This is a genomic window from Streptomyces sp. SID12488 (assembly GCF_010548275.1).
Lineage (GTDB): Bacteria > Actinomycetota > Actinomycetes > Streptomycetales > Streptomycetaceae > Streptomyces.
This window is the reverse complement of sequence record NZ_JAAGLT010000033.1, coordinates 58868-85633: the sequence shown is the minus strand read 5'-3', so window position 1 is coordinate 85633 and position 26766 is coordinate 58868. Positions and strand designations below refer to the sequence as shown.

Here is a 26766-nt window from a genome sequence, read left to right as displayed (position 1 = left end):
CGCACGCCTTTTGCCGTCCTTGACCTCAAGGTCGCTTGAGGTCGTACGGTCACAGCATGAGTATGGAGACCACGGCCTGGATGCAGTTGCACAGCGTCATGAATTCCCAGCAGGACCGGCGCCCCTTCGCCCGCGCCACGTTGCGCCGCATCGCGGAGTTCGCACGCCCGCACCGCCGCCGCATCATCCGCTTCGTCGTCCTGAGCGTGCTCACCGCGCTGCTCGCCGTTGCGACCCCCGTCCTCGCGGGCCGCGTCGTCGACACGATCGTGTCGGGGGGCGACGAGAGCACTGTCATTCGGTTCGCGCTGCTCATCGCGGTCATCGCGGTGGCCGAGGCGGTCCTCGGGATCCTCGGCCGCTGGCTCTCGTCGACGCTCGGGGAGGGGCTGATCCTCGATCTGCGGACGGCTGTGTTCGATCATGTGCAGCGCATGCCGGTCGCGTTCTTCACCCGCACCCGTACGGGAGCGCTGGTGTCCCGGCTCAACAACGACGTCATCGGCGCGCAGCGCGCGTTCAGCAACACCCTGTCCGGTGTGGTGAGCAATCTGGTCACCCTGGTGCTCACGCTCGCCGTGATGCTCACCCTGTCCTGGCAGATCACCCTGCTCGCCCTGGTGCTGCTGCCGGTGTTCGTGATCCCCGCCCGGCGGATGGGCAGCCGGATGGCCAGACTCCAGCGCGAGGCCGCCGACCTCAACGCGTCGATGGGCACCCGGATGACCGAGCGTTTCTCGGCCCCCGGCGCCACCCTCGTCAAGCTCTTCGGACGGCCCGACGAGGAGTCCGCCCAGTTCGCGGCCCGCGCCCGCCGGGTACGCGACATCGGCGTACGGACGGCCCTCGCGCAGTCGGTCTTCATCACCGCCCTCACTCTGGTGTCGGCTCTGGCGCTGGCCCTGGTGTACGGGCTCGGCGGCTGGTTCGCGCTGCGCGGCAGCCTGGAACCGGGCGCGGTCGTCTCACTCGCCCTGCTCCTGACCCGGATGTACGCGCCGCTCACGTCGCTCGCAGGGGCGCGCGTCGAGGTGATGAGCGCCCTGGTGAGCTTCGAGCGCGTCTTCGAGGTGCTCGACCTGAAGCCCCTCATCGAGGAGAAACCGGATGCCCGCGAGGTTCCCGAGGGTCCGGTCGCGGTGGAGTTCGACAACGTCCGCTTCGCTTACCCCGCCGCCGACCGCGTCTCCCTCGCCTCCCTGGAGGAGGTGGCCGCACTTGACACCAGGGGCGGCACGGAGGTCCTCCACGGAGTCAGTTTCCGCGCCGAACCCGGCCAGACGATCGCCCTCGTGGGCACCTCCGGCGCCGGAAAGTCGACCATCGGACAACTCCTGCCTCGCCTGTACGACACCGACGAGGGCGCAGTACGCATCGGCGGTGTCGACGTCCGCGACCTGAGCGCCGCCTCCCTGCGAGCGACCCTCGGCATGGTCACCCAGGACGGCCACCTCTTCCACGACTCCGTTCGCGCCAACCTGGTGCTGGCCCGCCCCACGGCGACGGACGACGAGCTGTGGGCAGCGCTGAGCCGGGCCCGCCTCGACGACCTGGTCCGCGAGCTGCCCGACGGTCTCGACACGGTGGTCGGTGAGCGCGGCTACCGTCTCTCCGGCGGGGAACGTCAGCGCATGACCATCGCCCGGCTGCTGCTGGCCCGCCAGCGCGTCGTCATCCTCGACGAGGCGACGGCCCACCTGGACAACACCTCGGAGGCGGCGGTCCAGGAGGCCCTGGCGGAGGCCCTGTCCGACCGCACGGCAGTGGTGATCGCCCACCGCCTGTCCACGATCCGGGCGGCCGACCTGATCCTCGTGATCGAGGCCGGACAGATCCAGGAACGCGGCACGCACGACGAACTGCTGGCCCTGGACGGGCGGTACGCGGAGCTGTACCGGACGCAGTTCGCGCAGCGGCCCGGCGAGCGGACAGAGGTGACGGAGGCCGTGTAGGCGCGGGGGAACGGCCCTCGAAGACGGCACGGACATACTGCGGTTCCTGTCAATGCTCCTCCCGTTCCGGTAGGGCGGGTCGACACCAGCGGGACGACGACCGGAAGGCCCTCTCCGGGACAGCCTTGGCAGGTACGTCCGACCCGAGGTGAGGTTCCCTGCCGTGGCTGCTTTCCTGTATCGACTGGGCCGTCTGTCCTTCCGGCGGCGCTGGTACGTCGTCCTCCTGTGGGTGGGCGTGCCGGTCTGCGTGGGCCTGGGTGCGGTCAGCGAGAACGCGTCGATGGCGTACGCCACCGTCACCTACAAGGTGAAGGCCGCCGATGTCACCGACGCCAGCCGCACGGCCCTGGAGAAGGCCGCAGACCGGGCGCGGGACGCGGGCCTGACCGTCGAGGCCGGCGGCGACGCGACGGACAGCGGAGGCGGGCCCAGTGGCGTGGCCGAGATCATCGGCATCGCGCCGGCCGCAGCGGTGCTGTTGATCACCGTACGGCCGCCGGTGCCGACCGCCTCCGCACCGTGCAGCACGGGGTCGGAGCCGTGGCGTACACGCCCTGCATCCCTCGCGGTCCGGCGTACACGCCACCCGGCGCGCGTGAAGAAACAGCCCTTGAACCGCATCGACGCGGGCGGGGAGCCTGGCTTCAAAAGGTGGCGGCTGGGAGGTGCGGCGCCAGTGGTCGCCCTCCCGTGCCACCGCTCCGACGGTCGAACCCTGAACCGGCCCTCTTCGTGATCCCCTCCGGCGCCCGGACAGGGACCATGGTCAGCGGATACGGAGCCTCGTCCGACGCCCACCACGCCACGGCACCCGACCCACAGGGCGCCGGTGCCGAACTCGCCGTCCGCAGCGCCCTGTCGGACGCCGGAGTCACCGGCGCGGACGTCACTCACGTCAAGGCGCACGGCACCTCCACGCCGCTCAACGACGGGGCCGAGGCACGCGTGATCCGCAGGGTCGTCGGACAACACCCGGCGGTAACATCCATCAAGGGGGTGGTCGGTCACACAGCTGCCGGTCGAGGTCACGGTGAGCAACTCCTGAGGGTTCGGCGGCCAGAACGCCGTACTCGTCTTCAACAAGGCCTGACAGCGAGCGAACGGGAGTCGTGGGACGTGTCCGAGGAACGCAGATGGCAGGTCGAGGAGAGCGTGCTGGTGCACGCCACTCCCGAGCGGACCTACCGCACGATCAGCGATGTACGGAAGATGGGCACGTTCTCCCCGGAGTGCATCGGGGTCTGGGTGCACTCCCGTGGTCCGGTCACGCAGGGCACCAGGTTCACCGGCTTCAACCGCAAGGGCCTCTGGCTCTGGTTCACCGACTGCCGTGTCGTCCGCGCCGAGGAGGGCCGCGACTTCGCCTTCCGCGTCACCAGCTTCGGCCTGCCGATCGCGCTCTGGGGCTACCGCTTCGCGGCCGAGGAGGACGGCACCCGGGTCACCGAGTACTGGGAGGACCTGCGCAGGGGACGCAAGGGCCGGCCGGCCGAACTGCTCGGATTCTTCACGGGCACCAAGCCGGCGGTACGGCACAAGGCGAACACCGCGGGGATGCGGGCGACCCTGGGGCGGTTGAAGGCGTCGCTGGAACAGTGAGGAAGTGAGGAAGAGGCCCGGCAGCCGCCGCCATCGCGTGCCCCCGCCGGCTCGGCCGCCACGGGCGCGTACTCCACAGGTCGGCGGAGGACGCGCCCTCGTACGTGGCGAGGTCGACATGTACGCAGCCGTGGCGCAGGACAACCGATCCGACCTGCGGCGCACGCCACGGCCGACTGTGCCTACGTGCCCGTCTCCCACGGCCAGTTGGCGTCCCGGCCGGCCTCTATGAGCGGGATCAGCCGGAACGCGGCGTCGCTCAGGCCGCCGAAGGTGTGGCGGTGCGGGCCGGACGGGGCGTGGGCCGGGGAGTAGCCGGCCAGGTTCCAGGTGTAGAAGGGGATACGAACGGGGACCGTCTGGAGCGGGTTGGACCACCCGGTCGGCCCGGTCTGTTCGTCGGTCACCACGACCACTCGGTCGTGCCGGTCGTAGTGCCGCCTGAGCGCCGCGGCCGTGTTGGTGCCGCCGAGGTCGTGGAAGCGGTCCAGGACGCGCAGTACGGGCTCGCCCGGGGCGAGTTCGACGTGACGGCTGTCGGTCCCGAACTCGACCAGGTCGGCCCGCTCGGCCCGCAGTGCCAGTGCCGTACCGAAAATGGCCGCGGAATCCGCCCGGTTGAGCTGGGTGTGCTCGCTGGGCCGGTCGAACATCGAACCCGACCGGTCCACCAGGACCAGCGTGCGCCCGGGCAGTTCGGGGACGTTGGTGAGGGAGTGCCCGAGGGCCGTCTCCAGGGCTTCCTCCCAGCGGCGTGAGGGCGCGTTGCGGTGTGCGGCGAGATAGCGGAAGGGGAACTGGCGGGAGCGGCGCACCTCGTCCGGATCGGAGATCCGTGCGGCCACCTCGGCGGCAACCCGGTCGCTCACGCCGGCCAGGTCGAGGTTGCGCAGGTTGCGTACGAGGGCCATCGCGCCCATCGAGGGGACCAGGGCCTCCCACACCGCCGCGTCGAGCGGTCCCTGCAGCCAGCCTGCCACCGACTCCCAGGTCATTCCGGCCGAGTTCAGCCGCTCGGCGCCGCCGCGTGCGGTGACCAGGGCGTGCCGCCGCTCCACCGGTACGGCCAGCAACTCCCGGTGTGCGGCGAGCAGGGTCTCGCCGGGGGGAGGCAGGGCACGGCCGGGGCGGTGGCGGCGGTCGATCGCGTACCTGAACAGGCCGCCCTGCCAAGGTCGTTGGGGGTCGGGTGCGGGGTGGGTGAGTTCGATGACGTCGCCGAAGCGGTAGGCGCGCGAGGCGGTGTCGTACTTGAGGAGAGCGCGCCCGGTGTAGAGGCGTCGTACGGCGTCGGCGATCCCGCGCTTGAGCGGCTGCGGGAGCCTGCGCCCGTATCTGGCGGTCCAGTAGGCGATCAACTCGCCGGGTTCATCGGCCCGTTGGAGCACGGTGGACACGGCCTGCCGGGAGAAGCCGACGGCCTCGGCGTCCAGCCTGGCCCGCACGAACTCGGCCGCGCCCACCAGGGAGGCGGTGCGCATGTGGGCCTCGGTGCGCAGCCAGCGCAGCAGCCCGAGGGTCCACTCGGGGTCGCTGACGGCGAGCGTGCGCACCAGTTGCTCGTAGCGCGCGTCGCGGGCGGTGGCGTCCTCGTAGAAGCTGTGGTGGCCAACCATGTTGGCCATGGCCAGCAGGAAGAGCTCCGCCTTCGGGGTGCGGGCGTAGCCGGCGCCGCCCTGGTGGGTGCGGCTGTGGAGCCGGAGGGCGCCGGGGTGCCGCAGGGGTCGTGTGGTGGTGGCCGGCGGGAGCGGCCACCGGCCGTGGGTGGAGAGCGACGACGTCGCTCCGCCTGCGGTCAGGCCCGGTATTTCCGCCTGGATCTCGTTCCTGGCTTCGGACTTGGCCCGCTGACGGTTGAAATTGGGCATGCAGAAGGTCCCTTGGGAGACGTCCTTGAAGAAAGAAAGAGGGACGCCTTCCGAGATCAGTAGTGGCACCGGGGTGGTGTTGCGTCTCGTCAGGAAGTAACCGGGGCACAGCGCATCGGAAGGCGTCGAACAGGCACGCTAGTCGGTGAGGCGAGCGGGCGCACGCGAATAAATTCGCTCCGGTCCGTCCGGAAGGAGGTGAAGGGAGGGGTGACGGCCCCACGGGACGATCTGACTGCCGGCGATCCCGGCCTGAGAAGCGTGCAGGTGCTGTTCCCTCTTGTCGCAGAGCCCCGCAGTGGCCGGCAAGTCGGTGGCACGGCGTCTCCTCGGAGCGAACCGATATTCCTCAGGTCTTCGAGTCCGGCGCGTGCCGGTGTACCGTGAGCGCCGCCCTTGACCTGCAGAAAGCAGGCAGGGAGCCGACTTCCAGGAGTCCAAAATGCTGCGCACCATGTTCAAGTCCAAGATCCACCGTGCCACCGTCACCCAGGCCGACCTGCACTACGTCGGCTCCGTGACCATCGACGCCGACCTCCTCGACGCCGCCGACCTGCTGCCCGGCGAGCTCGTGCACATCGTCGACATCACCAACGGCGCACGGCTGGAGACGTACGTCATCGAGGGCGAGCGCGGGTCCGGTGTCGTCGGGATCAACGGGGCGGCGGCCCACCTCGTCCATCCCGGAGATCTGGTGATCATCATCAGTTACGCTCAGGTGACCGACGCCGAGGCGCGGGCGTTGCGGCCGAAGGTGGTTCATGTGGACCAAGGCAACCGCGTCGTGGCGCTGGGCGCAGACCCGGCCGAGCCGGTGCCGGGGTCGGACCAGGAGCGCAGCCCGCAGGCGGTCACGGTCTGACCCTCCGGCGAGCCGACCCACCCGGCCGGTGACCCGAGGACCCGATGAGGAGTGTGTCCATGAGCGACATCGAGATCCGCGACGACCGGACGGCAGGCCGTCTGGAGGCGGTACTGGCGGGGGAGGTCGTCGGCCACATCCAGTACTTCGTGCTGGCCGCACGGGGACGCGCCCTGGTCCCGGTCCACACGATCGTCGAGCCGGAGCATGAGGGAAAGGGCATCGCGGGCTCACTGGCCCGCGAGCTCTACCTCATGGCGGCCCGTGAGGGCATCGTCGTGGCCCCGCTGTGCCCGTACGTCGTGAAGTGGGCCGAGCGTCACCCCGCCGAGGCCCCGGCGGCGGACCCCGAACTTCTCCGCGAGGCCAAGGAGTGGCTCGTAGCGAACCCTGACCGCTTCTGACGTCCGAGAACGAGAACGGGAACGACAAGGGGACTCCGCGCACCGTGCTCGCCCTTCTGCACACCTCGCCCCTGCATGTCCCGGTGTTCGACGCCCTGCGCGACGAGGACCACCAGGGCCTGGAACTCGCCCACGTCGTCAACGAGGACCTGCTGGCCAGGGCCCGGGCGGAGGGGTCCGACGCCGTGGCCGGTGACGTCCGGGCCGCCCTGGAGCGGGCAGTCGCCGGCGGCGCTGTCGCCGTGCTCTGCACCTGCTCATCCATCGGAGGTGTCGCGGAGGCTGCCGCCGGGGAGGTCGGGGTGCCCGTGCTGCGGGTCGACCGGCCGATGGCCGCCGCGGCGGTGGCCATCGGCCCGAGGGTGGTCGTCGTCGCGACCTCGGAGAGCACGTTCGGGCCCACGGTGGCCCTCGTCGAGGAGGAGGCGCGCCGCGCCGGCCTCCCCGCCGACGTGCGGAAGCTGTTCGTGGACGGCGCCTGGGCCCTCTTCCAGGCGGGCGACACGGAGGGCTACGTCCGTTCGGTGGCCGACGCGGTGGACTCGGTCCCCGGTGACAGCGCCGACGCGATCATCCTCGCCCAGGCCTCCATGACCCCGGCGCAGGTGCTGACGACGACCACGGTGCCGGTGCTGTCCAGCCCCCGGCCGGGACTGGCGGCGGGTGCGGCGGCGGCACGGGAGTGGTCCCGCCGGCGTAGCGCGTCTGAGTGATCGGAGTGAGTGGGGGCGCGTGTGCCGGGTACGCGGGGGAGAAGTCCAGAGCCGACGAACCCACAGGCTGGAGGGCACAGTGACGCAACCGGATCCGCATCCCTACCCAGTACCGCCGGGCCCCACCCCCACCCCCGGCCCCTTCCCGGACCCGACTCCGGGTCCCCCGCCGGGCCCCGACCCGGAACCGCCCGTCCCCGGGCCGACTCCGACACCACCGGGCCCGGACCCGTCGCCCATCCCACAGCCCCCGGGCCCCGAGCCGGTGCCCAGCCCCGAACCGGGCCCACCGCTGTACTGAACCGAGACAGACCGGAAAAAACCAGGTGGGCGGTCGGAAAACCCCGACCGCCCACCGTCACACCGGGTGCGGAACCGCGCCCTGAGGAGCGCGGGGCTGTGTCAATATGCGGCTCCGCCGCGTGGGCGCGACCAGCCCCCACGCCCCCGCGGCCAAAGAACCGCCGATCCAAAGAACCGCCGATCCCGCGGAGCGACCCTCAGCCGGCGATCTCGGACCGGTCGCCGCCCCACAGGGTGTGGAACGAGCCCTCACGGTCCGTGCGCCGGTAGGTGTGCGCACCGAAGAAGTCCCGCTGCCCCTGGGTGAGCGCCGCAGGCAGCCGCTCCGCGCGCAGCGCGTCGTAGTACGCGAGGGCCGCGCCGAAGCCCGGCGTCGGGACACCCTGGCGGGTCGCGGCGACCAGCACCTCGCGCCAGTCGTCCTGCGCCGCAGCGATCTCCTGCGCGAACGTGTCGTCGGACAGCAGGCTGGGCAGGTCCGCCCGCGCGTCGTAAGCGGCGCGGATACGGTCCAGGAAGGCCGCCCGGATGATGCAGCCGCCGCGCCAGAGGGCGGATACGGCACCGAGGTCGATGTCCCAGCCGTACTCCGCGCCGCCCGCCGCGATCTCGTGGAAGCCCTGCGTGTACGACACGATCTTCGACGCGTACAGCGCCTGCTCGACGCGGTCGGCGAAGGCCGCCGCATCCGACTCGCTCAGCGGGGTCGCCTTCGGGCCGGCCAGCCCGCGCGACGCCTCACGCAGCGCCGCGTGGCCGGAGAGAGAGCGGGCGAAGACGGCCTCGGCGATGCCCGACACCGGAACGCCCAGGTCCAGGGCGATCTGCACGGTCCAGCGGCCGGTGCCCTTCTGCTCGGCCTGGTCCACCACCACGTCCACGAACGGCTTGCCCGTCGCCGCGTCCACGTGCGACAGCACCTCGGCGGTGATCTCGATCAGGTAGGAGTCGAGACGGCCCGTGTTCCAGGTGCGGAAGATGTCGGCGATCTGCGCGGGGGAGTACCCGGCGACATCGCGCAGCAGCTGGTACGCCTCACCGATCAGCTGCATGTCGGCGTACTCGATGCCGTTGTGGACCATCTTCACGAAGTGCCCGGCGCCGTCCGGCCCCACATGCGACACACAGGGGGTGCCGTCCTCGGCCTTCGCGGAGATCTTCTCCAGCATCGGACCGAGCGAGTCGTACGACTCGGCCGGGCCGCCGGGCATGATGCTCGGGCCGAGCAGCGCGCCCTCCTCGCCGCCCGAGACGCCCATGCCGACGAAGTGGATGCCCTGCGCGCGGAGGTCGCGCTCCCGGCGCCGGGTGTCCGCGAAGTGCGCGTTGCCGCCGTCGATGATCATGTCGCCGGGCTCCAGGAGCGGGGCGAACTCCTGGATCACCGCGTCGGTCGGCTCACCGGCCTTCACCATGACGACCAGGCGGCGCGGCCGTTCCAGCGCGGCCACGAACTCCTTGGCGGTGTCGGCCGCGACGAAGTCGCCCTCGGTACCGAACTCCTCGACCAGAGCATGCGTGCGCGCCGCCGTCCGGTTGTGCAGCGCGACCGTGTAGCCGTTGCGCGCGAAGTTGCGGGCGAGGTTGCGGCCCATCACCGCGAGTCCCGTGACGCCGATCTGGGCTGAGTTGCTCATGCGGATGGCTCCTAGTGGGTCCTGGAAAACGGTGGTGCCGGTAGGTCCTGGAATCGGTGGTGCTGTTCCTGCTCGCCAGTATTGCCTTTCGGGCCATCCTGACGTGCCGGTACGCCGACCGCACATCCGGGCTGCCGTTCCTGCGTACGCAGATACGGACCAGGACCCCCACCTGCCTCAGCATTAACGCAATCGACCTGTATTCCTGGCCACTTCGGTCTCCCCCCGGTTTCGCCCCAGGCGAACTTCGGCCGCACAGAGGCTGGTTTGTGGTCTTGTCGTGGCCAGTTCGCAGCGTTTACTTTTGCGGTTCCTGGCAACGGATGAGGGGGCTCTGCCATGGCCGTACGCGGCAAGCATCGCCGGTACCAGCCGAACCGGATCAACCGGGCCTCTCTCACCGTCACCGCGGGCAGCGCCGGTATCGCGCTCCCGCTGGTCGGCGCCGGAGTGGCGGACGCGGCGGACATGGCGACCTGGAACAAGGTCGCCGCCTGCGAGTCCACGAACGACTGGAACATCAACACCGGCAACGGGTACTACGGCGGGCTCCAGTTCAGCCAGTCCACCTGGGAGGCGTACGGCGGCACCGTCTACGCGGGGCGTGCGGATCTGGCCACCAAGGACCAGCAGATAGCCGTGGCCGAGAAGGTGCTCAAGGCACAGGGCCCCGGCGCCTGGCCCACCTGCTCGGTCCGCGCCGGCCTCACCCGGGGTGGCGACACCCCCGACATCAATCCCTCCGGCAACTCGGGCAAGGCGAGCAACCCGGAACGGAAGTCCCAGCGGACCGTCCGTGACGTGAAGCCGCAGACCACGCCCCAGTCCCAGGCGGGTACCGCCCAGATGTACACCGTCGTGCACGGCGACACCCTTTCAGGCATCGCCGACGACCGTGACGTCCGGGGCGGCTGGCAGCGCCTCTACGCGGGCAACCGCACGACGATCGGCACGGATCCGGACCTGATCGTCCCCGGCCAGCGGCTGAACCTCCGTACGAAGGCCGCACCGCACGCCCCCGCCACCGCCGAACCCGCCCGCAAGTCCCGGACGGAGAAAGCCCCCTCGCGCGCGCCCGAGAAGGCGGCCACCAAGGCCCCCCGGACCACGACGACCACGCGCACCGCGCCTGTGAGCGCCACGACCGGGACGCCCTACCACAAGGCGGGTTCCTCCTGGTCGAAGGGCTACCACACGGGCGTCGACTTCCCGGTGCCCACCGGTACCTCCGTGAAGGCGATCGGCGTGGGCGAGGTCGTCGACGCGGGCTGGGGCGGCTCCTTCGGTTACCAGGTGGTGATCCGGCACGCCGACGGGCGCTACTCGCAGTACGCCCATCTGTCCGCGATCTCCGTGCGGGCGGGGCAGTCTGTGTCCGTCGGGCAGCGCATCGGGCGCTCGGGCTCCACGGGCAACAGCACGGGCCCGCATCTGCACTTCGAGGTGCGGACGGGACCCGGCTTCGGCAGCGACATCGACCCGCTGGCCTATCTCAGGGCCGGCGGCGTCAGGATTTGACCCGCATACGGTGCCGGTCGCGGGCGGACATCGGGATCGGGATCGCCACGTAGGGGATGCCGTAGAAGGCCGCGTAGGGAATGGGCTCCTCGTCGAGCGCGTCATTGAGCACGTCGTCCAGCAGGTCCCGCGCGGTCACCGGTGCGGGTGCCGCCGCGGTGACCGGCGTCGGCTGGGCGACGGGCTTCTCGCTCACCGGCGGCGTCTCCTCGTGCTCCTCGTTCCCGGATCCGGCCTGTTCCGGTACCGAGATTGTCGCAGCGACGGGAACAGGTGAAGCAGATGAAGCAGGGGAAGGAAAGGCGGAGGGTGACGCTTCGGTGTGTGTGGCGTGCTGCAGCCGCTCCGTGGTGAGGAGGATCAGGCCGCCCGCCGCGACCACGCCGCAGCTCAGCGCGAGGATGGTGCCCGTGGTGCCGTACCGGAACGTCTCGCCGAACATCGTGATGCCGACCGCCGCCGCCACCACCGGGTTCACGACCGTCAGCGTCGCGAGCGGCGCCGTGAGGCCGCCGCCCCGGTAGGCCGCCTGCGAGAGCAGCAGACCGGAGACACCGAGGATCGCGATCAACGCCAGTGAGGGCACATCCGCGGCAGTGAGGCCGCCGGACCAGTCCACGGCGACCACCTTCGTGAACACCGACGACATCCCGAAGGCGATACCGGACGCGATCGCGAGCAGGGTGCTGCGCACCGCCGGGTGCCGGTGCGCCGCGCGCCCCGCCACCATCAGCGCCACCACCGCGGAGCCGGTGACCACGGCCAGCAGTACCCGCTCGGTGGTACCCAGGGACTGAGCCTCGGACGTGCCGACCAGGGACAGCAGACCCGCGAGTCCGAGCGTCGCCATGATCGCGCCCCGCCAGGCCGCCGCCCCGGCCTTGCGGCGCACGAACAGGGCCGCCATCGGCAGCGCGAACACGATGGTCAGGGCGCCCATCGGCTGGACGACGCTCAGCGGCCCGAACGCCAGCGCCACCACGTGGAGCACTCCGCCGAAGCCGTTCAGTGCCACGGCGGCCCACCAGACCGGCCTGCGCATCGGCGCGTAGGACGGGCCGTGTCCGGAGTCCGCGACCCGCTCCTGCACGATCGCCCCGCCCGCGTAGGCGACAGCGGAGACGAGCGACAGCAGGATGGACAACGCGAGGGCGCTCATGAGCAACTCCTCTGCGTGCAGCGTGGGCGCGGGGCCCGGCGCGGCGAACGATCGGCTTCCATGGTGACTACGATCCCCCCTCGCGGGCGCCGCCGCGTCGTACCAGAGCATCCATTGGGTCCTACTGCCGATGGAGTACGCCGGGCCCGACGTCCTCCCCAGGGTGGGTGACGCGGGGACGGAGCTGCTGCTCTCGGGTCACTGCCCGAAGTGGTACTACTGCCTCTCGTGGACCTCGACCCCGATCTCGCGGCGCTTCGACCGCTCGGCGGCTTCTTCGTACTACGCACGGCCGGAGCCCCCGCCGATCCACCGCCGACACTCGCGCAGGCGTACGCCCATCGCGGCGAGGAGGTTTACGTGGATTCCATAACTTTTCGTGTCCAAACGGTGGCGGACCGTATCTATACCTCTGAGCTGCGGGTTTCCGCGTCGATCGCCCAGCAGGCCCTCGCGGCCCGCCTGTGGTCCATCGCCCTCGGCTGCGCCGTCCTGTACGGCGGCGTCCCCGACCTCGATCCCCGCCTGCTCCACTGGGACCCCGCCGAGAGCGCCCCGGACGACCTCTCGCTGGCCGAGGTGCGTCCCCGGCCGGCCGACCCGGCGACGATCGCGGACCTCGTCGTACGAGGGCATCTGGAGCCCCTCACGGCCGCCCTGCACGCCCGCTACGGCGTCGCCGAGGGCCTGCTGTGGGGCAACGCGGGCTCGGCGCTGGCCGGCGCGGCCCGCGAGCTCGACCGCTGGGCGCGCGGAGCAGGCGGGGCGGGCACGGACGCAGGTGTGCGTGCCCACGTCCTCGCCGCCGAACTGTTCACCCACCCCAGCCTGGCCCCGACCGGCACCCTCACCGGCAGCGCCTTCCGGCGGCGCAGCTGCTGCCTGTACTACCGGGTGCCCGGCGGCGGGATCTGCGGCGACTGTTGCTTCACCAGGGCTCCATGGTCTTCCCCGAACGCCGCATCTGGGTGACCATGTGGGAACCAATCGCCGAGACAGGGAGTTTTGGGTGCGTGTGGGCCTGCTGACCCGGGAGTATCCGCCGGATGTGTACGGCGGCGCGGGTGTCCATGTCGAGTTCCTCGCCCGGGAGCTGGGCGCCCTCACCGACCTGGAGGTGCATTGCTGGGGCGAGGGCCGCGGAGTCGGCGTCGTCCGGCACCGGTCCTGGCCGGCGCTGGACGGGAGCAACGACGCGCTGCGCACCTTCTCCACAGACCTCTCCATCGCCGCCGCCCTCGAAGGCCGCGAACTCGTCCACTCCCACACCTGGTACGCCAACCTCGCCGGCCACTTCGCCAAGCTGCTGTACGGCATCCCGCACGTGATGACCGCGCACTCCCTCGAGCCCCTGCGCCCCTGGAAGGCCGAGCAGCTCGGCGGCGGATACGCCCTGTCGAGCTGGGCCGAGCGCACCGCCGTCGAGGCCGCCGACGCCGTGATCGCCGTGTCCGGGGCCATGCGCGAGGACATCCTCGCCTGCTACCCGGCCCTCGACCCGGCCACCGTCCATGTCGTCCACAACGGCATCGACACCAGCCTCTACCGCCCCGACCACGGCACGGACGCCCTCACCCGGATCGGTGTCGACCCGAACCGTCCGTACGTCCTGTTCGTCGGCCGGATCACCCGCCAGAAGGGTGTGCCCCACCTGTTGCGCGCGGTACGGGACATCGACCCGGCGGCCCAGGTGGTGCTGTGCGCGGGCGCCCCGGACACTCCGGAGATCGACCGGGAGTTCCGCGAACTCTTCCAGGAGCTGAGCGCCGTACGCGAGGGCGTCTTCTGGATCCCGCAGATGCTGCCGCGCCCGGACGTCATCCAGCTCCTCACACACGCCGCCGTGTTCGTCTGTCCTTCGGTGTACGAACCCTTGGGTATCGTCAACCTGGAGGCCATGGCCTGCGGAACTCCCGTCGTGGCCTCTCGGGTCGGAGGCATTCCCGAGGTGGTGGATGACGGGAGAACCGGGGTATTGGTGTCCCTGGACGAGGACCCGGGTGTCTTCGAGGCGGACCTCGCGCGGGCCCTGGACTCCGTCATCGGTGATCCGGAGGCCGCGCGCCGCATGGGAGACGCCGGACGGGAGCGTGCGGTGGAGGAGTTCGGCTGGGACGCCGTGGCCAGACGGACGGTGAGGCTTTATGAGGAGACCCTCAAACAAGGTCAACAGGCTTAGCCCGACCGGCGTACGGGAAAGCAACGTGCACAACCACGGTGAGGGGAGCGGCGATGCGTCGTGGTGGGCCTTCTGTGCTCGGGATCGTGCTGGCGGGCGGAGAGGGCAAACGCCTGATGCCCTTGACCGCGGACCGCGCGAAACCAGCGGTGACCTTCGGCGGAACGTATCGCCTGGTCGACTTCGTCCTGTCCAACCTCGTCAACGCCGACATCATGCGCATCTGCGTGCTCACGCAGTACAAGTCGCATTCGCTGGACCGGCACATCACGACCACCTGGCGGATGTCCAGCCTGCTCGGCAACTACGTCACTCCGGTCCCCGCCCAGCAGCGCCTCGGTCCGCGCTGGTATCTGGGCAGTGCCGACGCCATCCTCCAGTCGCTCAACCTCGTGCACGACGAGCAGCCCGACTACGTCGCGGTGTTCGGTGCCGACCACGTCTACCGCATGGATCCGCGCCAGATGCTCAACCAGCACATCGAGAGCGGTGCCGGGGTCACGGTCGCGGGCATCAAGGTGCCGCGCGCCGAGTCGTCGTCATTCGGGGTGATCAGTCCCGGCTCGGACGGCCAGACCGTGCAGGGCTTCCTGGAGAAGCCCGCCGACCCGCCCGGCCTGCCCGGCGACCCCGGGTGCGTCTTCGCCTCGATGGGCAACTACATCTTCACCACCAAGGCCCTCATCGAGGCTCTTCAGCGGGACGCCGAGGACGGCGACTCCGTGCACGACATGGGCGGCTCGATCCTGCCGGCGCTCACTGACCGGGGCGAGGCCCAGGTGTACGACTTCAGCCAGAACCACGTGCCCGGCGAGACAACCCGCGACCAGGGTTACTGGCGGGACGTCGGGACGCTCGACGCGTACTACGACGCTCATATGGACCTGATCGCCGAGCGGCCCGCCTTCAACCTCTACAACCGCAACTGGCCCGTCTACACCCACTCCGGACAGTTGTCGCCAGCCCGCTTCAACGCCGGCGGCATCGCCAGCGAGTCGATCATCAGCGCCGGGTGCCTGATCCGGGGCCAGGTGACGCGCTCGGTGCTCTCGCCCGGCGTCCGGGTCGATCCCGGTGCCGTCGTGCAGGGGTCGATCCTGCACGACAACGTGCGCATCGGCCGGGGCGCGATCGTGCGCGGGGCCGTCCTGGACAAGAACGTCGAGGTCCCGCCGGGCGCGACCATCGGCGTCAACCCGGAGCGGGACGCCGACCTGTACACCGTTTCCAAGGGGGGCGTGATCGGCCTCGGGAAGGGCCAGCGCGTGTCGTAGGCAGGTACACCCACACTGACGGCCCCGGTGAGCCCGTGCTCACCGGGGCCGTCGGCGTGTCCAGGGCCCGATGTGTGAGCCGAACGGGCTGTTGCCGTACGGCCGCGAGGTGATCGTGCCGGGCGCGGCGCGGATCGGGACGCCCGGCGAGGAACGGATCCGGGACACGGACCCGGGCGCCTCCCGGGGGCCGCCCCGACATCTGCCCGAGCCGACGGAGGTCTTCCCTGTGAGATGGACGCTGCGCACCGCGGGAGCGGTGACGGCCGCCGCCCTGTTCACCGGCGGGCTCGCCGCACCGGCCGCCCATGCACGTGTAGAGCGGCTCACCGGCCTCGTCAACCCGTTCATCGGCACGGAGAACGAGGGCAACACCTTCCCCGGCGCGACCGTGCCCTTCGGCATGGTGCAGCTCTCGCCCGACACCGGGCACAAGACCGGCTACCGCTACTCCCAGACCCGCATCCGGGGCTTCTCCCTCGTCCACCTCTCCGGCGTCGGCTGCCGCATTGGCGGCGACCTCCCGGTCCTGCCCACGACCGGCGACATCACGAGCACCGACTACGCGTCCTACGCCGCCGAGTTCAGCCACGACACCGAGAGCGCGAACCCCGGCTACTACAAGGTGGGCCTGAAGTCGGGCATCGACGCCGAGCTGACGGCGACCGCCCGCACCGGCGTCCAGCGCTACACCTTCCCGGCGACCACGAAGGCCAACGTGCTGCTCAACGCGGGCCAGTCGCTGCACACGAAGGTGGCGAACCGGGTCGAGATCCTCGACGACCGGACCGTGCGCACGACGATCACCGGCTCCGGCTTCTGCCGGGGGACCAAGCCGTACACCGTCCACACGGTCACCCGCTTCGACCGGCCCTTCACCGCGTACGGCACCTGGGACGGCGCCACGGTCACCGGCGGCTCCCGGACCGGGGGCGACGGCGCCTACGTCCGCTTCGACACGACGGACGGGGACCGCACCGTCGAGGCGACCACCGCCCTGTCGTATGTCGACGCGGACGGTGCGGCCGGCAACCTGCGCGCCGAGGGCGGACGGATGTTCGACGAAGTGCGGGAGGAGGCCGGGGAAGCCTGGGAGGCGCGCCTCGACGACGTCGGTGTGACCGGCGGCTCGGACACGCTGCGCCGGACCTTCTACTCGTCCCTCTACCGCAGCTTCCTCGCGCCGAACATCGGCAGTGACGCCGACGGCCGCTACACCGGCTGGGACCTGAAGATCCACCGCGCGCGGGACTTCACGTACTACCAGAACTGGTCCCTGTGGGACACCTACCGCACCCAGGCGCAGCTCCTGTCGCTGCTCGCGCCCCGTGAGGCCCGGGACATGGCGCTGTCGGTGCTGAAGATCGACGAGGAGGGCGGCTGGCTGCCCAGATGGGGGTACGGCACGGTCGAGACCAACATCATGACCGGCGACCCGGTCACCCCGTTCCTCACCCACGCCTACCAGCAGGGGCTGCTGCACGGCCACGAGGAGCGGGCCTACCGTGCCCTGAAGAAGAACGCCGACGGTGTGCCGCCCGCGGCGCTGCCCATGCTGGGGCGTGAGGCGAACCGGGAGTACATCGAGAACGGCTTCGCGCCCTATCTCAAGGGCCGCCCGCGCACCAAGCTGGGCGATTCGGACTACCACTGGGGCGCGTCCGTCACTCTCGAGTACGCCCTGTCCGACGCGATGCTGGCGCAGATGGCACGCGAGCTGGGCCACGAGGCCGACGCCGACCGCTACGCGGCCAGGTCGCAGAGCTACCGCGAGGTGTACGACCCCTCGACCGGCTTCTTCCGGCCCCGGGACGGCTCGGGTGCCTTCGCTGGTGACCCCGATCCGGCCAAGGGCGAGGGGTTCCACGAGGGCACGGCCTGGCAGTACCAGTGGCTGGTCCCGCAGGACCTGCCGGGCCTGGTGGACCTGCTCGGCGGCAGGCAGGCGGCCAACGAGCGGCTCGACGCCTTCTTCGCCTACGACCGGATGAAGGCGGACCCGGCCGGGACAGCCCGCGAGGTGTGGGTGAACGGCCCGTACGCCTACTACAACGCGGACAAGTACAACCCGCAGAACGAAGTCGACCTCACCGCCCCGTACACCTACCTCTCCACCGGGCAGCCCTGGAAGACGACCGAGGTCGTGCACGCCGCGCTGACCCTCTACACGGACGGCCCGACCGGGATGACCGGCAACGACGACATGGGCACCATGTCCGCCTGGCACGTCCTGTCCGCGATCGGGATCTTCCCGGTGCAGCCCGGCTACGACACCTGGGGCCTCTCCACCCCGGTCTTCGACCGGGTCGACCTCACCCTCGACCCCCGCTACTACCCGCTCGGCGCCCTCACGGTCACGGCACCGGGTACGTCGGACAGCCGACGGTACGTCCAGTCCGTGGCCGTCGACGGGGCGTCGTACAGCCGTACGTACGTGACGAGCGGGACGTTGCGGGGTGCCCGCTCGCTCGACTTCACGGTCGGCCCGGAGCCGTCCGGGTGGGGAACCGGTGCGGATGCGGCGCCGCTCGCTCTGAAATAGCCCCCTCTCACCCTGACGTAGGCTCATAAATCACTTAAGTCCCACCGCTCCCGAAGCGGTGGGACTTAATCCGTTGTTAACTGAGCGTAGCTTGATCGTGCTTGACCGTAATCGCTCGTAGGCGATTGACTGCTGGTTCACCCGTCGTCGACGCGAGAGCGATCCCTTGACCTCTGAGACCTCGGACCTGCTCGCCCCCCTCGACCTGGCGTTCTGGCACATCGACTCCGATCTGCACCCCATGCACTTGGGCGCCCTCGGTGTCTTCTCGGCCCACTCGCCCACCGCCGGAGCCCACGCGGCCGACCTGCTCGCCGCCCGCGCCGCCGGCGTACCCGGACTGCGCATGCGTATCCGGGACGTCTGGCAGCCCCTGCTCCCGCTGGCCTTCGGGGGCGCCACCCGCGAGACAGCACCGGACTTCGACCCGCTCGACCACGTCCGGCTGCACGCCCCGACCTCGGACTTCCACGCCGAGGCCGGACGGCTCATGGAACGCTCGCTCGAACGCGGCCGGCCGCCGTGGGAGGCCCATGTGCTGCCCGGCGAGGACGGCACCTCCTTCGCCGTGCTCTTCAAGTTCCACCACGCCCTGGCCGACGGGCTGCGCGCACTGACCCTCGCCGCCGGCGTCATGGACCCCCTCGACCTGCCCAAGCCGCGCCCGCGCCCCGAACAGCCCACCGCCGGCCTCTTCCCGGACGTGCGCAAACTGCCTGGGCTGGTGCGCGGCGCCCTCTCCGACGTGGGCCGCGCCCTGGATATCGGCGCCTCGGTCGCCCGCTCCGGTCTGGACAACCTCAGCAACCGCTCGTCGGCCGCGCTCGTCGCCGAACCGACCGGAACCCGCCGTACGGCCGGAGTCGCCGTCGACCTCGACGACGTCCACCGTGTGCGCAAGACCGTCGGCGGCACCGTGAACGACGTACTCATCGCCGTCGTCGCCGGAGCCCTGCGCCGCTGGCTCGACGAGCGGGGCGACGGGACCGAGGGAGTCGCTCCGCGCGCGCTGATCCCCGTCTCCAAACGGCGACCGCGCACCGCTCATCCGCAGGGCAACCGGCTCTCCGGGTATCTGATGCGGCTGCCCGTCGACGACCCGGACCCGCTCCGGCGTCTGGCCCGCGTACGGACGGCCATGGACCGCAACAAGGACGCGGGTCCCGGGCGGGGCGCCGGCGCGGTGGCGCTGCTCGCCGACCATGTGCCGCCGCTCGGGCACCGGTTCGGCGGACCGCTGGTCAAGCAGGCCGCCCGGCTCTGGTTCGACATCCTCGTCACCAGCGTGCCGCTGCCCAGCCTCGGCCTGAGGCTCGGCGGGAACCCGCTCACCGAGGTCTACCCCTTCGCCCCGCTCGCCCAGGGCCAGTCGCTGGCGGTCGCCATCTCGACCTACCGGGGGCAGGTCCACTTCGGGCTCGTCGCCGACGCGGAAGCCGTCCCGGACCTCGACCGGTTCGCCGCCGCGCTGACCGCGGAGGTGGAGACGCTGGTCGCCGCCTGCGCCCTGTGACCCGCGTCATGATCGTCGCGGGTTTGGTGACTTGGCCCGGGCTTCCGTAAAATCGCCTGTTCGAGAGCGGGCGCGGTCTGAGCGCCGCGAAGGCGACCCAGGGAACGGCAGCGCGATGACGGTGACAGAGGACGGCCCAATGGCCGTGGACGGCCTGGACGACGTGGCAGACGTCTCCCACGGTCCCGGCATCGACCCCGAGCGCATGGCCGTCTGCCTCGCCGTGCTCGAAGAACTCGACAAGATCGACGTCGACCACCCCGACGCCATCGCCGTGCGCCGTGCCACCGCCGGCGTCTACCGCACGGTCAAGCAGCGCCGCCGGCAGGAACGCCGGGCCTCCAAGACCGCCCACGACAAGGCGGTCACCGAGTCCACGGCGACCGGCTCCGCCCAGCGCATCGACGACGAGACCGAGGGCATCCTGCCGTCGTCGGTGACCGAGGAGGGCAAGATCGCGGGGATACTCCAGCGCCCGCGCTCCTGCTACACCTGCAAGGCCCGCTACGTCGAGGTCGACTACTTCTACCACCAGCTCTGCCCGAACTGCGCCGCCGAGAACCGATCCCGCCGCGACGCCCGCACCGACCTCACCGGCAAGCGCGCGCTCCTCACGGGCGGCCGGGCCAAGATCGGCATGTACATCGCGCTGCGGCTGCTGCGCGACGGCGCGCACACCACGATCACCACGCGCTTCCCGAAGGACGCCATCCGCCGCTTCAAGGCCATGGACGACTCCGCGGACTGGCTCCACCGCCTGGAGGTCGTCGGCACCGACCTGCGCGACCCCGCGCAGGTCGTGGCCCTGGCCGACCGGGTCGCCGAGCAGGGTCCGCTCGACATCCTGATCAACAACGCGACGCAGACGGTACGCCGGCTGCCCTCCGCGTACGCCGCGCTCGTCGAGGCGGAGAGCGCTCCGCTGCCGGCCGGTGAGCTGCCCGCCCACCACGTCATCGGCGCCTTCAACTCCGGCGCGGTCGACGGACTGGCCGCGCTGCCCGTCGGCATCAGCGGCCTCGACGCCCAGAAGGTCGCCGATCTCGCTCTGGTCGCGGGCAACGCCAGCATCGCCCGGCACCTCGACGGCACCGCCATCGACGCGGGCGGCCTGGTCCCCGACGTCGTCGACACCAACACGTGGGTGCAGACCATCGAGCAGATCTCCCCGGTGGAGCTTCTCGAGACCCAGCTGTGCAACTACACGGCGCCGTTCATCCTGATCAGCAAGCTGAGGCCTGCCATGGCCGGGGCGGCGCGCGACGCGGTGAGCAAGCGCGCGTATGTCGTCAACGTCTCGGCGATGGAGGGGGTGTTCGGGCGCGGATACAAGGGTGCGGGGCATCCGAACACGAACGCCGCGAAGGCCGCGATGAACATGGTGACGCGGACCAGTGCGCAGGAGATGTTCCAGTCCGACGGGATTCTGATGACCTCGGTCGACACCGGGTGGATCACGGACGAGCGCCCGCACTACGACAAGCTGCGGCTGGCCGATGAGGGGTTCCATGCGCCGCTCGACCTCGTGGACGGTGCGGCTCGGGTATACGACCCGATCGTGCGGGGTGAGGCGGGGGAGGATCTGTACGGGGTCTTCATGAAGGATTACGCGCCCGGTAAGTGGTAGCGGCTGTGCGCCGGGCATGAGGTGACGTCATGCCGGTGGTTGTCTGCGGGTTGTGGGGGGCTGGGCGCGCAGTTCCCCGCGCCCCTGAGCGGGTTCGTGCAGCCGCAAGTGTTCATGAACCGCGTATGCCGTCTCCGTTTGCGCTGGGCGTACTCGGGTTCCGCCGTCCACCAGCAGGTCTGTCCCCGTTACCCACTCCGCCGCGTCCGACGCCAGCCAGAGCACCGCGCGGGCGATGTCCTCGGGTTCGCCGATCCTGCCGAGAGGGAGACCGGCGGCGACGGCGTCCTCGCCGTGCTCCCAGACGAAGCGGGCCATCTCCGTCCGTACAAGGCCGGGGGAGACCGAGTTGACCCTTACTTTTGGGGCCAGTTCGCCCGCGAGCTGTTGTGTCAGGTGGAGCAGTGCGGCCTTGCTGGTGCCGTACGCGCCGATGTTGGGGCCGACGTGCGTGGCGCCCTCCGTGCAGATGTTGACCACGGTGCCCCCGTGGTCGCGCATCCACGCCCGCCACGCGCACTGCGTCAGCCGCAGCGGAGCCTCGACGTTCATGGTGAACGCCTCGCGCCACGCGTCCGGGTCGGCGTCCATGAGCGGACCGTAGGGTTGGTTGGTGGCCGCGTTGTTCACCACGATGTCGAGCCGTCCGAACGTGTCGAGTGTGAACTCGGTCAACGCCGAGAGATGTGCCGGATCAGCGACACTGCCCGCCAGCCCGACCCCGCCGAGCGTCTCGGCGGCTCGCCGCACGCCCTCCGGGTCACGGGCCGTCACACACACCCTCGCCCCCGCCCGCACGAGCGCCCCGGCGACGGCCAGCCCGATCCCGCGCGTGCCCCCGGTGACCAGGGCGACCCGCCCGTCCAGTCCGTACGGCGACGTCATCCGCGTACCGTCTCATGACGAACCGTCAGCCAACAGCCCCTGGGGGGTAAGGGGGTTCAGTCGACGGCGCCCAGCCTGGAGTGCTGCTGCGCGACCAGTTCCAGCAGAGTGCGCCAGTCCTCCAGGACGCCCGCGTCGAACCCCGGGGCCCGGCCGGCCTCGTCCGCCTGACGCAGGGCAAGCGCGTCGGCGTCCACGACGCGCGGGTCCAGGTCCGTGGCGTACGGGCTGTCGTGCACGAGGCGGGCGACCCGTTCGCCGAGCAGGTGCCGGACGGCGTCCGCCGCGACCCGGGCGTGCCGGGTGGGGGTGCCGGGCACGAGGAGCCTGCCGATGACGTGGACCAGGCCTGCCACCTGTAGTTCCTTGTCGGCGGGGCGACTTCGGCGGAGCAGGGCGGCCGTCTGGAGGGCGTGCTGGTGCAGATCGACCGGACCGACCGGACCGACCGGGCCGCCGCCGTGCCCGGGGGTGCCCCGGCAGGCGTGCAGCAGATCCATCAGCTCCTCGACACCGCGCAGCTCCATACGTCAGTCCTCCCGAGTCCTACCGCGGGACCAGCCGTTGCCGTCGGTCAGGACACCATGGCCGACTTGCGCGCGGACCAACGGGAGCTGAACTGCCGGACGTGTTCCGGCAATGGCGTACGCGGGTGCGTCGATTGGGCCGTACGGGTGATGCGCAAACCGCTCCCAACGTGACAAACAACCGCAGATTAGGGCTGAATGAACACTGGGCGACTCGAGTTCTTTACTCCTTGTTTTCACCCCATCGAGCGGGCGCCCGCTCATTTGGTTAATACTGGAGCGGACGGGCAGCACGACTGGGTTCCACCCACACCCACGGTCCGTTACCGGCGCCACCGCGTCCTTACTGCTCTTGACCCAGACCCGAGTGGACGTGGAGCGACCGGCGTCGGACTGGTCCCGAATGTCCTGAGGGTGACCCGACACATAAGGAGTGCGCGGTGACACCGGAGAAGACGAATCTCGAACAAGGCCCTGAAGAACGCACGGCGGCCCTGGTCGACCGGAGCGACCGGCTCGGCAGCCTCGACGTGTGGGCCAGGTCGGCCCCGATCCGCCTGGCGGGCTACGAGGACGACCTCGCCGAGCCCCACATCCTGCCCAGCGTCGACTGACGCCCCGACAGGACCTGCCGAGATCGCCGTCGGCATGGGCGCGCCGGACTCACGCCCATGCCGACGGCGATCTCGGCCGAAGAGACCCGGCAAGCCGTGGTCAGACGAGCGGAGCCGTCCGCTGCCAGGGGTGCAACTCCTCCAGCTGCTGGGCCACGTCGAGGAGCACGGACTCCGAGCCCGGGCGGCCCACCAGTTGTACGGCGCAGGGCGCGCCCGAGGGCAGGGTGCCGAACGGCACCGCCATCGCCGGCCAGCCCGTCAGGTTCCACGGGGGCGTCATCGGCGAGTAGTTCGTGTTGGCGAGGACGTTGCGCAGCCAGCCCCGCTCGTGCCAGGCCGCGGCGGCGGGTGAGCGCCGGGCGAGTGCCGGGGTGAGCAGCACGTCGTGGTCGGCGAAGAACGGTTCGAGGCGCCGGCGCAGCTGTTCCTTGTGCTGCCCCCGCTCGACATAGCCGACGAACCGGCGCCCGACGGCCGCGTGGACCCGGGTGCGCCGGCTCAGCCCGCTCCGGTCGATGCCCTCCGCGTCCCGTGCCGTGCCCGCCGTCCAGTGGGTGAACGAGGTCACGCCGATCGACAGCGGGTACGGCGGATCGGCGGGCCGCACCTCGTGACCGGCACCGTCCAGCAGTGCTGCGGCCTCGCGGGCGGCGGACGCGTACGGCCTGCCGATGGTGACGCCGGTGATGGGGCTGCGGACGGAGAGGGCGATCTTGCGGCCGGCGTGCGCATCGGACCGTACGAACGGGGTGTCCGCGAGGACCGACAGCAGTAGGCGGGCGTCCTCGACCGTCGTCGCCAGCGGGCCGTTCTCCGACATGCCGAACCAGTCGCCGTTGCCGATGCCCGCCGGGACGACCCCGAGGCCCGGCTTGATGGTGACGACACCGCAGTTGGCGGCGGGGATGCGCAGTGAACCCATGCCGTCGTTGCCCAGCGCGACAGGCACCATCCCGGCGCCGACGGCCGCCGCGCTGCCGCCCGAGGAACCGCCCGCCGTGCGGGTGGTGTCCCACGGGTTGCGGGCCGTGCCGAGAGGACCCTCCGTGGTGCCCCAGATGCACAGCTCGGGCACATTGGTGACCCCGACGACGATCGCGCCCGCCGCACGGAGCCGGGCCACGGTGACGTGGTCTTGGTCGGCGGGGGTGTCCGGCGTCGCGGGGGAACCGTGCCGGGTCGACTCGCCGCGCACGCCCAGGTTGTCCTTCACCGCGATGGGTACGCCCGCGAGCGGAAGGTCCGCCAGGTCTGCGCGGCCGGCCACCTCGTCCGCCTCGGCCAGCGCCTCCTGGGCCCGCACCCGGCGGAACGCGCCGACCCGGGCGTCCAGCAGTTCGATGTGCGCGAGATGCTCGGCCACGACTTCACGCGGGGTGACGCGCTTCTCGCGTACGGCGGCGGCGATCTCGGCAGCGGTTCGGCCGACCCAGCTGGTCACGGGGGCTCCTCGGGGTGGATGCGACACATCGTGCAACGCGTGAGGCGATGAGGCTACTCGCGAGTACGGAGAAGCGTCGAGTGTCGTCCGGTGTCGTCGAGCTTGGACATTCGGCCCGTGTCTCTTGGACTTTTCTGGCGCCGGGGCATCCGGCTCCCGTCGTAGACTCGCTGGTCATCCGATCACTGGCCGAACTCGTCTGACCCCAGAGCCCATTGACAGTGTCCAGGGCGCGCTCAATCATCACACCTCCGATGAATGGGAGCTTCCAGATGAGCAGGTATCCAAGACGTCGGCTTCTGGGTGCGCTGGTGACCCTCCTGCTGCTGGCCGCCCCGGTCCCGGCCGTCGCGCGCACAGCGGCGGCGAGTACCCCGGTCACCGTGCCAGCACTCGCCAACTGGACTGCGGAGCAAGGGAGGTACCAGTTCACCGGCTCTGCCCGACTGGTCGCCGACTCCACGCCCGAGCGCAGGGTCGCGGACACTCTCGCCGACGATCTGCGCGACGCGGGCCACGGCATCGTCCCCGTGGTGAGCGGCGGCGCGCGGACCGGTGACATCGTTATCGACGTGTCCCCGGGGCGGGCCGCACTCGGCGCCGAGGGGTACGAACTCCGGTCGGGCGCAAGGCTGTCGGTGACCGGCGCGACCGAGACAGGCGCGTTCTACGGCACCCGAACCGTCCTCCAGCTCCTCGCCCAGGGCGACCGGATCCCCGCCGGACGCACGGTCGACGTACCCCGGTACGCGGAACGGGGCGTCGGCGTGTGCGCCTGCTACATCCACATCTCGACGCCGTGGCTGGAGAACCTCGTACGCGACATGGCGTACCACAAGCTCAACCAGCTGCTCCTGGAACTCAAGGTGAAGAGCGACGCCCACCCCGAGGCCAACACCTGGGGCTACTACACCAAGGACGAGATACGGCGGCTCGTGGCCCTCGGCGACAAGTACCACGTCGAGATCGTTCCGGAGATCAACTCCCCGGGCCACATGGACCCCTGGATCGAGAACCGCCCCGGTCTGCAGCTCACCGACTCCGACGGCAACAAGCAGCCCAGCAGGCTCGACATCACCCAGCCTGCCGCCTTCGACTACTACACGAGCCTGATCGACGAGTACGCGCAGGTGTTCACCGGTGGCTCCTGGCACATGGGCGCCGACGAGTACATGCTCGGCTCCGACTTCGCCAAGTACCCGCAGATGCTCCGGTACGCCCGGGAGAAGTACGGGGCGAACGCCACACCGCAGGACGCCTTCATCGACTTCGTCAACCGAATCCAGGCCTACCTGGCCGCCAAGGGCAAGAAGGTGCGCATCTGGAACGACGGGCTCACCGGCGCCAACACCGTGCCTGTGACGGCGGGCACGACGGTCGAGCACTGGCTGAACGTGGCCGTGAAGCCGAGCCAACTCCGTGCCCAGGGGTACTCGTTGATGAACGCGGCCTATGCGCTCTACCTCGTCCGGGGCGGCTTCCGCAGCGACACCAAGGGTCTGTACGACCAGAGTTGGGACCCGCGCAGCTTCGAGGGCGAGAAGCTCGTCTCCAGCGAGGGCATCACCGGTGCGAAGATCAGCCTCTGGCCGGACAACGGGCGCGGCGAGACCGAGAACGAGGTCGCTGTCGACACCGACCCCGCGCTGCGGCAGCTCGCGCAGGCCACCTGGGGCGATCCGCATCCCGACGCCACCTACTCCCGGTTCACCGCGAGGGCGACCGCCGTCGGGCACGCGCCCGGCCGACGGGACCTTACCCGGATACCGGTCACGGACGGGACGTACACCTTGCGGGCGGACGCCGCCTCCCTCACCGCCGACGTGCGGCGCACACCCGACGGATACGTCACCCTGCGGACCGCGGACGGCTGTCTGGAGGTGCGCGGCGGAAAGCTCACGCTCAACACCCCCCTCCAGCCCGGCGTCGAGATCACCGCGCAGACCTGCGATGCCGGAAACACCTTGCAGCGCTGGGAGTTGGAGCAGTCAGCGGGCGGCTTCAGACTCGTCAGCGCGATCACGCGGATGGCCGTGGTCGTGACCGACGACGGCCGTCTCGGGCAGTACCCGCCGGACCAACGCCCGCCCGCTGACTGGCACTTGACCAGCTTCCACTGATCCGGACCGGACCGAACCGAACC

General features: G+C 70.7%; 21 protein-coding genes and 1 pseudogene. 16 read left to right on the top strand and 6 right to left on the bottom strand.

Annotated elements, in window-relative coordinates; translation table 11 throughout:
• Positions 1–62: 62 nt before the first annotated feature.
• The 4 genes and pseudogenes from G3I56_RS35560 to G3I56_RS35545 all read left to right on the top strand — a co-directional run bounded on the left by G3I56_RS35560 (position 63) and on the right by G3I56_RS35545 (position 3554).
• Positions 63–1952, top strand: coding sequence for an ABC transporter ATP-binding protein (locus G3I56_RS35560; protein WP_203691457.1), 1890 nt, complete (start codon positions 63–65; stop codon positions 1950–1952).
• A gap of 163 nt (positions 1953–2115) precedes the next feature.
• A complete protein-coding gene (locus G3I56_RS44885; RefSeq protein ID WP_164416386.1) occupies positions 2116–2691 on the top strand; it encodes an MMPL family transporter in 576 nt (191 codons plus the stop codon).
• Positions 2692–2720: 29 nt separating this feature from the next.
• Positions 2721–3000, top strand: a pseudogene (locus tag G3I56_RS35550) (3-oxoacyl-ACP synthase); the annotation flags it as partial.
• 71 nt (positions 3001–3071) lie between these two features.
• Entirely contained in the window at positions 3072–3554 is a 483-nt protein-coding gene (locus tag G3I56_RS35545) for an SRPBCC family protein (protein ID WP_164416432.1), read from the top strand.
• Positions 3555–3736: 182 nt separating this feature from the next.
• On the opposite strand, the gene G3I56_RS35540 is transcribed toward G3I56_RS35545, so the two are convergent.
• Complete coding sequence (locus tag G3I56_RS35540; protein WP_164416384.1) at positions 3737–5422, bottom strand: TROVE domain-containing protein; 1686 nt, start codon at positions 5420–5422, stop codon at positions 3737–3739.
• A gap of 442 nt (positions 5423–5864) precedes the next feature.
• Between G3I56_RS35540 and panD the strand changes: the two genes are divergently transcribed.
• Genes panD through G3I56_RS35525 form a run of 3 tightly spaced genes read left to right on the top strand, consistent with a single transcriptional unit; the run spans position 5865 to position 7401 of the window.
• Complete coding sequence (panD, locus tag G3I56_RS35535; RefSeq protein ID WP_006381152.1) at positions 5865–6284, top strand: aspartate 1-decarboxylase; 420 nt, start codon at positions 5865–5867, stop codon at positions 6282–6284.
• 59 nt (positions 6285–6343) lie between these two features.
• The gene (locus G3I56_RS35530; RefSeq protein WP_164416382.1) at positions 6344–6688 is read left to right on the top strand and encodes a GNAT family N-acetyltransferase; all 345 of its coding nucleotides are present in this window, start codon (positions 6344–6346) and stop codon (positions 6686–6688) included.
• Positions 6689–6732: 44 nt separating this feature from the next.
• Positions 6733–7401: an aspartate/glutamate racemase family protein gene (locus G3I56_RS35525; protein WP_164416380.1), complete on the top strand. Its 669-nt coding sequence runs from the start codon at positions 6733–6735 to the stop codon at positions 7399–7401.
• Between the two features lie 500 nt (positions 7402–7901).
• On the opposite strand, the gene gndA is transcribed toward G3I56_RS35525, so the two are convergent.
• Complete coding sequence (gndA, locus tag G3I56_RS35520) at positions 7902–9341, bottom strand: NADP-dependent phosphogluconate dehydrogenase (protein ID WP_164416378.1); 1440 nt, start codon at positions 9339–9341, stop codon at positions 7902–7904.
• 339 nt (positions 9342–9680) lie between these two features.
• Here gndA and G3I56_RS35515 point away from each other — a divergent pair, with 339 nt between their 5' ends.
• Positions 9681–10859: a transglycosylase family protein gene (locus G3I56_RS35515; protein ID WP_164416376.1), complete on the top strand. Its 1179-nt coding sequence runs from the start codon at positions 9681–9683 to the stop codon at positions 10857–10859.
• Here the strand turns inward: G3I56_RS35515 and G3I56_RS35510 are convergent.
• A complete protein-coding gene (locus G3I56_RS35510; RefSeq protein WP_203691424.1) occupies positions 10849–12018 on the bottom strand; it encodes a DMT family transporter in 1170 nt (389 codons plus the stop codon). The two genes, G3I56_RS35515 and G3I56_RS35510, sit on opposite strands and share 11 nt — an antisense overlap.
• Before the next feature lie 228 nt (positions 12019–12246).
• On the opposite strand from G3I56_RS35510, the gene G3I56_RS35505 reads away from it, so the two are divergent.
• From G3I56_RS35505 to G3I56_RS35480, 6 genes are all read left to right on the top strand, one after another.
• On the top strand, positions 12247–12990 hold the full coding sequence (locus G3I56_RS35505; RefSeq protein ID WP_164416430.1) for an IucA/IucC family C-terminal-domain containing protein: 744 nt from the start codon (positions 12247–12249) through the stop codon (positions 12988–12990).
• A gap of 37 nt (positions 12991–13027) precedes the next feature.
• Positions 13028–14197, top strand: a complete 1170-nt coding sequence (gene glgA / locus G3I56_RS35500) for a glycogen synthase (RefSeq protein ID WP_164416372.1) — start codon at positions 13028–13030, stop codon at positions 14195–14197.
• Positions 14198–14250: 53 nt separating this feature from the next.
• Entirely contained in the window at positions 14251–15471 is a 1221-nt protein-coding gene (gene glgC / locus G3I56_RS35495) for a glucose-1-phosphate adenylyltransferase (RefSeq protein ID WP_164416370.1), read from the top strand.
• Between the two features lie 70 nt (positions 15472–15541).
• Positions 15542–18013, top strand: coding sequence for a GH92 family glycosyl hydrolase (locus G3I56_RS35490; protein ID WP_239135299.1), 2472 nt, complete (start codon positions 15542–15544; stop codon positions 18011–18013).
• A 166-nt stretch (positions 18014–18179) separates the two neighbouring features.
• Entirely contained in the window at positions 18180–19526 is a 1347-nt protein-coding gene (locus G3I56_RS35485) for a wax ester/triacylglycerol synthase family O-acyltransferase (RefSeq protein ID WP_164416368.1), read from the top strand.
• Positions 19527–19641: 115 nt separating this feature from the next.
• Positions 19642–21153 (top strand): SDR family NAD(P)-dependent oxidoreductase, encoded by a 1512-nt coding sequence (locus G3I56_RS35480; protein ID WP_164416366.1) that lies wholly within the window; start codon positions 19642–19644, stop codon positions 21151–21153.
• Between the two features lie 27 nt (positions 21154–21180).
• Here the strand turns inward: G3I56_RS35480 and G3I56_RS35475 are convergent, their stop codons facing one another.
• Complete coding sequence (locus tag G3I56_RS35475; protein WP_164416364.1) at positions 21181–22038, bottom strand: SDR family oxidoreductase; 858 nt, start codon at positions 22036–22038, stop codon at positions 21181–21183.
• Positions 22039–22094: 56 nt separating this feature from the next.
• Positions 22095–22565, bottom strand: coding sequence for a hypothetical protein (locus tag G3I56_RS35470; RefSeq protein ID WP_164416362.1), 471 nt, complete (start codon positions 22563–22565; stop codon positions 22095–22097).
• Between the two features lie 440 nt (positions 22566–23005).
• Here G3I56_RS35470 and G3I56_RS43410 point away from each other — a divergent pair, with 440 nt between their 5' ends.
• Entirely contained in the window at positions 23006–23179 is a 174-nt protein-coding gene (locus tag G3I56_RS43410; protein ID WP_203691471.1) for a hypothetical protein, read from the top strand.
• 100 nt (positions 23180–23279) lie between these two features.
• Here the strand turns inward: G3I56_RS43410 and G3I56_RS35465 are convergent, their stop codons facing one another.
• On the bottom strand, positions 23280–24623 hold the full coding sequence (locus G3I56_RS35465) for an amidase family protein (protein ID WP_164416360.1): 1344 nt from the start codon (positions 24621–24623) through the stop codon (positions 23280–23282).
• Between the two features lie 272 nt (positions 24624–24895).
• Here G3I56_RS35465 and G3I56_RS35460 point away from each other — a divergent pair, with 272 nt between their 5' ends.
• Positions 24896–26743: a family 20 glycosylhydrolase gene (locus G3I56_RS35460; protein ID WP_164416358.1), complete on the top strand. Its 1848-nt coding sequence runs from the start codon at positions 24896–24898 to the stop codon at positions 26741–26743.
• The last annotated feature ends 23 nt before the right edge of the window (positions 26744–26766 follow it).